The sequence below is a fragment of the Priestia sp. 53B2 genome, assembly GCF_056099005.1.
In genome coordinates this window covers 474,084-484,653 of record NZ_JBLZXA010000008.1, presented here as the reverse complement: position 1 = coordinate 484,653, position 10,570 = coordinate 474,084, and the positions used below count along the sequence as shown (strand labels likewise).

Below are 10,570 nucleotides of genomic sequence, written 5' to 3'. Positions count from 1 at the left end.
ATAGAAAGGGGGTTTTTATTATGACTGACGCAGCTTCAGTACAAGTTCTTCGCTAGGCGTTACGTACACCGTTTGCTGGTTATCGTACGTTACAAAACCAGGTTTAGCACCGCTTGGTTTTTTGACGTGGCGAATTTTTGTATAGTCCACGGGTACTGAACTTGAATTTTTAGCTTTACTAAAGTAAGCAGCAAGGTGAGCCGCTTCTAAAATTGTTTCTTCTGAAGGCTCTTGGCTGCGGATAACAACGTGAGAACCCGGTATATCTTTTGTATGAAACCAAACGTCATCACGAGCAGCAAGGCGATTGGTTAAATACTCATTTTGCTTATTGTTTTTTCCAACTAAAATCGTCGTGCCGTCGCTTGAAACGTATTGTTCAAGTGTAGGCGTGTTGTTTTTTTGTTTTTTCGCTTGTTTTTGCTGACGGTTGCGCAAATACCCTTCTTCCACAAGCTCTTCACGAATCTCCGCAATGTCTTTGTGAGTAGCAGTATCCATTTGCTGAATAAGTGATTCAAAATACTGTACTTCTTCGTTTGCTTTTTCAATTTGTTCGATTACAATCGAAACGGAATTTTTCGCTTTTTGATACTTTGTAAAATAGCTTTGAGCATTTTGAGACGGTGATTTTTGCGGATCTAATGAAATGGTGAGCGTACCACTATTTTCGTCGTAATAATTAATCACATCCACTTTCGCATCTCCTTTTTTGACAAGGTGTAAATTTGCGGTAAGGAGTTCACCGGCTAGCTGGTAATCAGATGCTTTTTCTGCATTTTGCAGCGTTTGCTCAAGTTTTTTTATTTTTTTCTCATTTTTCTTTTTCTCGGTAGAAATAAACTGTACTAAATCATGCGCTTGCTGCTTTACACGATCTCGCTCTGCTTTCCCGTAGTAATAGCGGTCAAGAAGCTCGCTGATGGTTGCATACGTTTTTTTCGTACCCTCTAAATGCGTTAATTCCAGTAAATAAAAGTAGTCTTTTTGATTAACTGTTGTCAGAGTCGGTGTAAACTGACCTTCTTTGATCAGCTTCATCGTTTCGACGAATGATTTTGGAAGGGTAGAACGATTCGCTAAGCCAGAGCGAAACACCACTTCATTTGCAATTAAAGGAGAAAGCCCCGAGAAGGTTTGCACTAGCTGAGTCGCTAACTTTCCGCTATTAAAATCAATTTTTTTAACCACGGTTTCCTCGTCCGCTTCAAATGGGTGAAGCTTATCTTGGCTAGGAGGCAGTACGTAAGGAGCTCCGGGCAGAAGCGTACGGTGCCTGTTCAAGGCCATTGGAACGTGCTTAATACTGTCGATAATCGTTTGTTTTTCTTTATCTACAAGTACAACATTACTATGTCTTCCCATGATTTCAATAATAAGCTGCTTGTACGTCACGTCGCCAATTTCATTTCGTCCTTTTGTTTCAATGACTAAAATGCGGTCTAATCCAAGCTGATACACTTGTTCAATAATACTTCCTTCTAAATGTTTGCGAAGAAGCATACAAAACATAGGAGGCTCAGATGGATTTTCATAGGGCTCATTTGTAAAATGAACGCGTGAATAGTTAGGGTGAGCTGAGATTAAAAGTTTGCGGTTTTCACCTTTAGCGCGTACTTGTAAAATCAACTCGTTTGGAAAAGGCTGATATATTTTTGAAATTCGTCCTGAAACCAAGGTCTCAGATAATTCTTGTAAAATGCCATATGTAAAAATACCGTCAAATGACATAGTGCTCACATCCTTAAGTAATTGAAAATTGTCCTATAGAAAAGTATAGCATTTTTTAGGACGAGTCTGAATAAGCATACGATATAAGATTGTAACAATCTAATAGGTGCATTTACAAATAAAAGGGTGTGAAAAGATGCAATGAAATGGTATGAATTAGGTGAAAAAGCAATAGTAGAAGTAACAAAAACAGACAGGCAGCATGGTCTTACACACAAAGAAGTAAAAGCACGTCAGCAGCAACAAGGATTTAATGAATTGACTGAAGGAGAGAAAAAACCGGCCATTCTTGTGTTTCTAGAGCAGTTTAAAGATTTTATGGTGCTGGTTTTACTAGCTGCCACACTTATTTCAGGGCTTTTAGGCGAATACATCGATGCGATTGCTATTATTGCCATTGTAGTAATTAATGGATTTCTAGGTTTTTTTCAAGAAAGAAAAGCAGAAAAATCTCTTCATGCCTTAAAAGAGCTTTCTGCTCCTCAAGTAGCAGCTATGCGTGAAGGGAAATGGGTTAAGTTACCATCTAAAGAGCTGGTAGTAGGAGACATTGTAAAGTTTTCGAGCGGAGACCGTATCGGGGCTGACCTTCGGATTATGGAAGCTAAAAGTCTAGAAATTGAAGAATCAGCGCTTACGGGAGAGTCTTTGCCTGTTGCCAAGCAAATAAAAGCTTTGCCAGGAGATGAAGTGCCGCTTGGAGATCAGGACAATATGGCGTTTATGGGTACGCTTGTGACGCGAGGCAGCGGAACAGGTATCGTTGTAGGGATTGGAATGAAAACAGCGATGGGACAAATTGCTGATTTGCTTCAAAATGCTGAAGCCATGATTACTCCTCTTCAACGGAAGTTAGAGCAATTAGGCAAAATTTTAATAGTTGTAGCTCTTGCACTTACTGTATTAGTTGTCGGGATTGGTGTGCTGCAAGGTCATGATTTATACAGTATGTTCTTAGCGGGAGTTTCCTTAGCTGTTGCTGCCATACCCGAAGGTCTTCCTGCCATCGTAACCGTGGCGCTATCTCTTGGTGTACAGCGCATGATTAAGCAAAGATCCATTGTTCGCAAACTTCCTGCTGTTGAAACACTAGGATGCGCGTCAGTCATTTGCTCAGACAAAACGGGCACATTAACGCAAAATAAAATGACGGTTACTCACCTCTGGTCAGGAGGAATGACGTGGAGGGTATCAGGGACAGGGTATGAACCTACGGGCGTATTTTCGCGAGAGGAAAGAGAAGTTGATACACGGAGTGAAAAACCGCTTCAGCAGCTTTTGGTGTTTGGTCTGCTTTGCAATCAAACGTCTATTTCGAGAAAAGATAAAGAATATGTCATCGACGGGGATCCTACTGAAGCGGCTTTGCTTGTTGCCGCGATGAAAGCGGGGCTGACAAAAGAAAACATTCAAAAGCAGTTTACGATTATTGAAGAGTTTCCATTTGATTCAACGCGTAAAATGATGAGTGTAGTCATTGAAGACGCATCTAATAAGCGCTATGTCATAACAAAAGGTGCTCCGGATGTGCTGCTTATAAACAGCAAAAATATTTTGTGGGAAAGCAGACAACAAACGCTGTCGGTAACGGTTCATAATGAAGTGAAAGGAGCGATTGATCAGTTAGCTAGCCAAGCGCTTCGAACCATTGCTATTGCTTATCGGCCGTTAGGAGACCATGAGAGCGTTCATACAGAGAACGAAGCGGAAAAAGACCTGACTTTCCTCGGGCTTCAAGGAATGATTGATCCGCCAAGACCAGAAGTCAAGCAAGCGGTCAAAGAATGCCGAGACGCAGGAATCAAAACCGTTATGATTACAGGTGACCACGTCATTACAGCACAGGCGATTGCAAAACAGCTAGGCATTCTACCGAAAAACGGTCAAGTCTTGGAAGGAACGGATTTATCCAAAATGACGCAGGAAGAGCTAGAAGAAGTAGTGGATGATGTTTACGTATATGCCAGGGTATCACCTGAGCATAAACTTAAAATTGTTAAAGCTCTTCAAGCAAAAGATCACATTGTAGCCATGACGGGCGACGGCGTAAATGATGCACCGGCTATTAAAGCAGCAGACATAGGCATCGCGATGGGCATCACCGGGACAGACGTAGCAAAAGAAGCGTCTTCACTCGTTTTGCTTGATGATAATTTTGCTACTATTAAATCAGCGATCAAAGAAGGACGAAACATCTATGAAAATATTCGAAAGTTTATCCGTTACTTGCTTGCATCAAATGTAGGAGAAATCTTAGTTATGCTCTTTGCGATGATTTTAGCACTTCCACTTCCGCTAGTGCCCATTCAAATACTATGGGTAAACTTAGTAACAGACGGTTTGCCTGCGATGGCTCTTGGCTTAGACCAACCAGAGGACAACGTGATGAAGCGCCATCCAAGGCATCCGCGTGAAGGTATCTTTGCAAGAGGGTTGGGGTGGAAAGTAGTCAGCCGCGGATTTTTAATTGGAGCTGCTACACTTGCTGCATTCATGATTGTTTACGACAATGACCCAGATCGGCTGCAGTATGCACAGACGATTGCATTTGCCACACTTGTCATGGCCCAGCTTATTCACGTATTTGACTGCCGAAGTGAAAAATCAATCTTTGATCGCAATCCATTTCAGAACTTATATCTTGTAGGAGCTGTTATTTCATCTATTATCCTTATGCTGGTGGCCATCTACTATCCGCCGCTGCAGCCTATTTTCCATACAATGGCCATTGCACCGCGGGAATGGCTCGTTATTTTAGGACTTGCAAGCCTTCCAACTTTTTTACTTGCCGGTTCACTTTTAACAAGAAAACCTTCATAAATTGTGATATACTTTAATACAGGCTGTCCCAAATGAGAAAACTCATGAAGGCAGCCTTTACAGGTTGAATAAAGAAGAGAGATTTCTTTTTTTTGCTAACACTTTCTTTTATGATACTTTTTATGTAAGATGTACATAGTGGATGTGATGATAATGATAAAAAGTATGACTGGTTTTGGCCGCGGAAAAGCGGAAGCGGAAAATCGATCAGTAACAGTCGAAATGAAGTCTGTTAATCATCGTTTTTGTGAAATTGTTGTTCGTATGCCAAGACAATTAATTGAAATTGAAGATAAAATAAAAAAAATCGTTCAAACATACATAAAACGTGGTAGAGTAGAAGTATTTGTTACTATTTCAGGTGAAGAAATGGCAAAAAAGAAACTGCAGACGGATTGGCAGCTGCTTGAGGAATATATGAATGCGTTGCAGCAAGTACAAGAAAAGCATGGTCTGTCACAATCTGTTCAAATTCAAGACATTTTACACATGCCTGAAGTGATGACAACTTATGAAGAAGAAGCTGATCAGACGAGTATTCATGGTGCAATCTTTGAAGCCGTTGAAGCTGCTGTGCATCAGTTAGTGGATATGCGAAAACGAGAGGGATCAGAGCTGTATCACGATTTAATGGGGTACTTACAGGATATTCAAGACATTCGCGAAAAAATTACACGGCTTGCTCCTGAAGTTGCTGAACAATATCGCGAGCGTATTAAAAGAAAGCTGAGCGACTATTTAGAAGGTACTTTCGATGAGCAGCGAGTGCTGACTGAAGTAGCTATTTTTGCTGAAAAAGCAGATATTAGCGAAGAACTTACGCGAATTCAAAGTCATGTTTCACAATTTATTCAAGCATTAAATACACCTGATTCAGTAGGACGCAAGCTGGATTTTCTTGTTCAAGAGCTGAATCGTGAAATGAATACAATCGGTGCGAAGGCAAACAATGGTACTATTGCTCAGTATGTTATTAGTATGAAAGCACAATTAGAACGCATAAAAGAGCAGGTTCAAAATATTGAATAGCCTTCGTGTAAGATAAAGATTATATTGGTATAGCAGGAGGCTTCTTATGAGCGGTAAATTAGTGAACGTTGGATTTGGAAATTTTATTTCTTCTAATCGTATAATCTCTGTCGTTCATCCTGAATCAGCTCCAATCAAACGCATTATTCAAGATGCAAAAGATCGAGGCTCTTTAATAGATGCAACGCAAGGACGTAAAACACGATCTGTTATTGTTATGGATAGCGATCATGTTATTTTAGCTCCTGTACAGCCAGAAACTGTGTCACAGCGACTTATAAACAAAGAAGAATTATTAGAAGGGTAGGTCACTTGAACCGATGATTGAAAGAGGTTTATTAATTGTTCTTTCCGGACCATCAGGTGTTGGAAAAGGAACGGTACGAAAAGCATTGTTTGAGCAAGAAGACATTAAATTGCAGTATTCTATCTCTGCAACAACAAGAAAGCCGCGCGAAGGTGAAGTAGACGGCGTTGACTACTTTTTCAAACCACGCGAAGAGTTTGAGCGCATGATTGAAAACAAGAAATTATTAGAGTGGGCTGAATACGTAGGTAACTACTACGGTACCCCGGTTGATTATGTAGAACAAACGTTATCTGAAGGAAAAGACGTATTTCTAGAAATTGAAGTGCAAGGTGCTCTTCAAGTGAAAGAAGCATTTCCAGAAGGTTTGTTCATCTTCTTGGCACCGCCGAGTTTATCAGAGCTTAAAAGTCGTATCGTAAACCGCGGTACTGAAACAGAAGATTTAATCAATAACCGTATGCGCGTGGCAAAAGAAGAAATTGAACTTATGGACGCCTACGATTATGTTGTAGAAAATGACAAAGTAGAAAATGCTTGTGCTCGCATCCGTGCTATCGTAACGGCTGAACACTGCCGTCGTGATCGTATTTCTGCGCGCTATAAAAGAATGCTGGAGGTAGAATAAACATGCTTTATCCATCAATTGATTCCCTAATGGAAAAATTAGATTCTAAGTACACGCTTGTGACAGTAGCTGCAAAACGTGCACGTCAATTACAGCTTCACAATGATACGCCGATTGAAAAGCCGGTTTCTTATAAGTTTGTAGGCTGTGCTTTAGAAGAAATTAATGCTGAACAATTAAGCTATAAGCAAGGTGTAGCAGAAGAAGATTCTAAACATCAGTAAGTGAAAAAATAACAACCTACTTTATAGGTTGTTATTTTTTTGATGCTTTTATCTGTGTTCAAGCAGGATAGTGAATGTCTCACTACAAAAATGGTATAATAATTGAATTGAAAAGCTTTAGATAGTTACCCGAGTAAACAAGCGGATGCTGGTTGAGCGGGATAAATAGATGGGGGCATAATGATGAAGGGAAAACGAATTTTATTATGTGTTAGCGGCGGAATCGCCGTATATAAAGCCGCAGCTTTAACAAGTAAATTAGTACAAGCGGGAGCGGAAGTTAAAGTAATGATGACTGCTTCAGCATGCGAGTTCGTAACGCCGCTTACGTTTCAAGCTCTGTCTCGAAACCCAGTTTATACAGATACGTTTGATGAAAAAGATCCATCTGTGATTGCACATATTGATTTAGCAGATTGGCCTGATTTAATTTTAGTAGCTCCTGCTACGGCAAATATGATAGGGAAAATAGCAAATGGTCTTGCAGATGATATGATTTCCACAACGCTGCTGGCTGCTACTGCACCTGTGTGGATTGCACCTGCAATGAATGTTCATATGTACGATCATCCAGCCGTTAAAAAAAATATGAGCACTCTTTCATCATTTGGTTACTCTTTTGTAGAACCTGGAGAAGGGTATTTGGCATGCGGTTATGTAGGAAAAGGTCGTCTTGAAGAGCCAGAAACAATTGTTTCACTAATCGGATCTTATTTTTCACAAGCATCACATACACAAAAGATCCTTGAAGGTGTGAATGTATTGGTTACAGCAGGACCTACGGTAGAACGCATTGATCCCGTCCGATTTTTCACCAATCGCTCTACTGGGAAAATGGGCTATGCCCTTGCAGAACAAGCTGGTAAATTAGGCGCATCGGTAACACTTGTAACGGGACCGACGAATTTAGAATATCCAAAAGGAGTGCAGGTTGTTCAAATTGAAAGTGCGCAGCAGATGCTTGAAGCTGTTATGCAGCACTATCATGAAGCAGATGTTGTCATTAAATCAGCCGCAGTGGCAGATTACCGACCAAAGCATGTGTTTGATCAAAAGATGAAAAAGCAGCCTGGTGAAGCAGTGCTAGAGCTAGAGAGAACAACAGATATTTTACGCACGCTTGGAGAGAGAAAAGAACACCAGCTTTTAGTCGGCTTTGCAGCAGAAACAGAACAAGTGGATGAATATGCACAAAAGAAACTTGCATCTAAAAACTTGGATATGATTGTAGCCAATAACGTGACGACAGAAGGAGCAGGTTTTGGGACGGACACAAATATTGTAACGCTCTATAAGCGAAGCGGAGAGTCTAAAGAACTTCCCATTCTTTCAAAACACGATGTAGCTACCGAGGTGTTAAAAGAAGTGAAGGAAATGTTAGAAGGGCTGAAAAAATGAGTGTAGCTAGTGTAATTGTGGACGTGGCTGCTAAGCAAACAGATCGAGCTTTTGACTACGCTATTCCTGACAAATGGAAAGGAATTATTGTTCCGGGTATGCGAGTTGTCGTTCCGTTTGGTCCTAGAAAAGTTCAAGGGTTTGTGGTGGCTCTTAAAGAAGAGGCTGAAGTTAAGCGTGTTAAACCAATCGCTGACTTGCTTGATTTAACGCCGGTTCTGACTCCCGAACTGTTAGAGATTGGGCACTGGCTAACCGAAAAAACGCTTTGTTTTATGATATCGGCTTTTCAAGTTATGCTGCCTGCGGCGATGAAAGCAAAATATGATAAAGAACTGTCACTCCTTTCAAAAGAGGCATACGAACAGCTTCATGAGCAAGTAAAGCCGTTTTTTCAGTCAAGATCCTCGCTGAAGTGGAGTGAAGTAGAAAAAACAGCCGCTGCTCCTGCTTTTCACCGTGATATTCAAAAAGGTCTAATTGAAGTCGTCTACGTCGTTAAAAACAAAGGAAACAAAAAAACGACAAAAGGCGTAAAACTGAATCAAAGCCTTGAAGAAATTCAGCAGTTTATGAGCGAGTTAAATAAGCAGGCAGAAAAGCAAAAACAAGTGCTGTCTTTTATGCTGAATCGAAATGAAGAAGTAGCCATAAAAGAAATAGCGGAAGATTTGCAGATTACCTCCGCTCCTATAAAAGCGCTGATTAACAAAGGACTCTTAGCGGAAACGGAAATTGAAATATACCGTGACCCTTATCAAGATCGATACTTTACACCATCACAGCCATTTCAATTGACCGATGAACAAGCTGAGGCAATCGCACCGATTCTGTATGACATCGAAGAAAATCTTCACGATGTGTTTTTAATGTATGGAGTAACCGGAAGCGGAAAAACAGAAGTGTATCTCCAATCAATTGATCAAGTGCTAAAAAAAGGGAAAGAAGCGATTATGCTTGTTCCGGAGATTTCACTTACCCCTCAGATGGTCAAGCGTTTTAAAGAGCGATTCGGCTCAAAAGTTGCTGTACTTCATAGCGGCTTGTCTACTGGAGAAAAATACGATGAATGGCGAAAAATTCAGCGAAAAGAAGTATCCGTTGTAGTAGGGGCCCGCTCAGCTGTATTTGCTCCATTTGAAAATTTGGGCCTTCTTATTATCGATGAAGAACATGAGACGAGTTATAAACAAGAAGAAAACCCCCGTTATCATGCAAGAGATGTAGCTATTTACCGAGGGCAGCATCATCAGTGTCCAGTCATTTTAGGAAGTGCAACACCAACGCTTGAGTCTTTTGCAAGAGCGCAAAAAGGTGTGTATAAGCTACTGACGTTAAAGCAAAGAATGAATAAGTCATCAATGCCTTCGGTGGATATCGTTGATATGAGAGAAGAGCTTCGCAGCGGCAATCGCTCTATGTTTTCAACTATGCTGTTTGAAAAGATGAAAGACCGTTTGGAAAAAGGGGAGCAAATCGTTTTATTTTTAAATAAAAGAGGTCATTCTTCTTTTGTTATGTGCAGGGACTGCGGTTACGTTCCGACATGTGAGCACTGTGAAATTTCACTAACGTATCACCGCTATCAAAATAAATTAAAATGCCATTACTGCGGACACGAAGAACATGTGCACACTGAGTGCCCAGAATGTCACAGCGAACATATCCGCTTTTTCGGGTCTGGTACACAAAAAGTGGAAGAAGAATTAACAAAAGTGCTGCCTGAGGCTAGAGTCGTTCGAATGGATGTTGATACGACAAGCCGAAAAGGCGCGCATGAAAAGCTCCTGAACAAGTTTGCAAGTGGAGAAGCGCAAATTTTATTAGGGACGCAGATGATTGCGAAAGGACTGGATTTTCCAAACGTCACGCTTGTAGGCGTTTTAACAGCAGATACGATGCTGAATTTACCTGACTTTCGTGCATCTGAAAAAACGTTTCAGCTTTTAACACAAGTAAGCGGAAGAGCAGGACGCCACAAACTTCCAGGAGAAGTAGTGATTCAAACGTACACGCCTGAACACTACAGCATTCAACTTGCGAGTCAGCATGATTACGATGCGTTTTATAAGCAGGAGATGGAAATTCGTAAAATGCATAAATATCCGCCTTTCTTTTACTTGGCGCTTGTAACGGTATCTCATGAAAATATTGCAAAAGTGGTGTCTGTTACAGACAAAATTTCGCAGTATCTGAGTCAGAAACTTTCGCCGCAAACAACGATCTTAGGGCCAGTCGCATCTCCGATTGCTAAGATAAAAGATAGATATCGCTATCAATGCATGTTAAAATACAAGCTGGAACCAAGCCTGATTCCGCTGTTGAAATATATATTAGAACGTTATCAAGCGGAAATGCAGAAGGGAAATTTAATGATTACAATTGATTTGAATCCATACTCGATGATGTAACTAGTCGTCTTGATGGCGTTAA

The 10,570-nt window shown here is 40.7% G+C and carries 8 protein-coding genes; 7 read left to right on the top strand and 1 reads right to left on the bottom strand.

The genetic code is table 11. The annotated features are described in order from the left end of the window. Window positions 1-18: 18 nt before the first annotated feature. The gene (locus tag ACN6NE_RS05815) at window positions 19-1,731 is read right to left on the bottom strand and encodes an Rqc2 family fibronectin-binding protein (RefSeq protein ID WP_205654847.1); all 1,713 of its coding nucleotides are present in this window, start codon (window positions 1,729-1,731) and stop codon (window positions 19-21) included. A 141-nt stretch (window positions 1,732-1,872) separates the two neighbouring features. On the opposite strand from ACN6NE_RS05815, the gene ACN6NE_RS05810 reads away from it, so the two are divergent. The 7 genes from ACN6NE_RS05810 to priA all read left to right on the top strand — a co-directional run bounded on the left by ACN6NE_RS05810 (window position 1,873) and on the right by priA (window position 10,548). Next, entirely contained in the window at window positions 1,873-4,551 is a 2,679-nt protein-coding gene (locus ACN6NE_RS05810; RefSeq protein ID WP_474324860.1) for a calcium-translocating P-type ATPase, SERCA-type, read from the top strand. Window positions 4,552-4,704: 153 nt separating this feature from the next. After that, window positions 4,705-5,580 (top strand): YicC/YloC family endoribonuclease, encoded by an 876-nt coding sequence (locus ACN6NE_RS05805; protein WP_129704529.1) that lies wholly within the window; start codon window positions 4,705-4,707, stop codon window positions 5,578-5,580. A gap of 46 nt (window positions 5,581-5,626) precedes the next feature. Next, entirely contained in the window at window positions 5,627-5,887 is a 261-nt protein-coding gene (locus ACN6NE_RS05800) for a DUF370 domain-containing protein (RefSeq protein WP_013084831.1), read from the top strand. Window positions 5,888-5,900: 13 nt separating this feature from the next. Continuing rightward, window positions 5,901-6,515: a guanylate kinase gene (gmk, locus tag ACN6NE_RS05795; protein ID WP_013058927.1), complete on the top strand. Its 615-nt coding sequence runs from the start codon at window positions 5,901-5,903 to the stop codon at window positions 6,513-6,515. Window positions 6,516-6,517: 2 nt separating this feature from the next. After that, the gene (gene rpoZ / locus ACN6NE_RS05790) at window positions 6,518-6,739 is read left to right on the top strand and encodes a DNA-directed RNA polymerase subunit omega (RefSeq protein ID WP_013058926.1); all 222 of its coding nucleotides are present in this window, start codon (window positions 6,518-6,520) and stop codon (window positions 6,737-6,739) included. Between the two features lie 180 nt (window positions 6,740-6,919). After that, window positions 6,920-8,137, top strand: coding sequence for a bifunctional phosphopantothenoylcysteine decarboxylase/phosphopantothenate--cysteine ligase CoaBC (coaBC, locus tag ACN6NE_RS05785; RefSeq protein ID WP_129704527.1), 1,218 nt, complete (start codon window positions 6,920-6,922; stop codon window positions 8,135-8,137). Continuing rightward, window positions 8,134-10,548: a primosomal protein N' gene (priA, locus tag ACN6NE_RS05780; RefSeq protein ID WP_474324857.1), complete on the top strand. Its 2,415-nt coding sequence runs from the start codon at window positions 8,134-8,136 to the stop codon at window positions 10,546-10,548. The genes coaBC and priA overlap by 4 nt, the downstream gene beginning before the upstream one ends. Window positions 10,549-10,570 lie beyond the last annotated feature (22 nt).

Coding starts and splice junctions, on each gene's coding strand:
- ACN6NE_RS05805 (WP_129704529.1), top strand. CDS start 4,705: ATGATAAAAAGTATGACTGGTTTTGGCCGCGGAAAAGCGGAAGCGGAA.
- gmk (WP_013058927.1), top strand. CDS start 5,901: ATGATTGAAAGAGGTTTATTAATTGTTCTTTCCGGACCATCAGGTGTT.
- ACN6NE_RS05800 (WP_013084831.1), top strand. CDS start 5,627: ATGAGCGGTAAATTAGTGAACGTTGGATTTGGAAATTTTATTTCTTCT.
- ACN6NE_RS05810 (WP_474324860.1), top strand. CDS start 1,873: ATGAAATGGTATGAATTAGGTGAAAAAGCAATAGTAGAAGTAACAAAA.
- rpoZ (WP_013058926.1), top strand. CDS start 6,518: ATGCTTTATCCATCAATTGATTCCCTAATGGAAAAATTAGATTCTAAG.
- ACN6NE_RS05815 (WP_205654847.1), bottom strand. CDS start 1,731: ATGTCATTTGACGGTATTTTTACATATGGCATTTTACAAGAATTATCT.
- coaBC (WP_129704527.1), top strand. CDS start 6,920: ATGATGAAGGGAAAACGAATTTTATTATGTGTTAGCGGCGGAATCGCC.
- priA (WP_474324857.1), top strand. CDS start 8,134: ATGAGTGTAGCTAGTGTAATTGTGGACGTGGCTGCTAAGCAAACAGAT.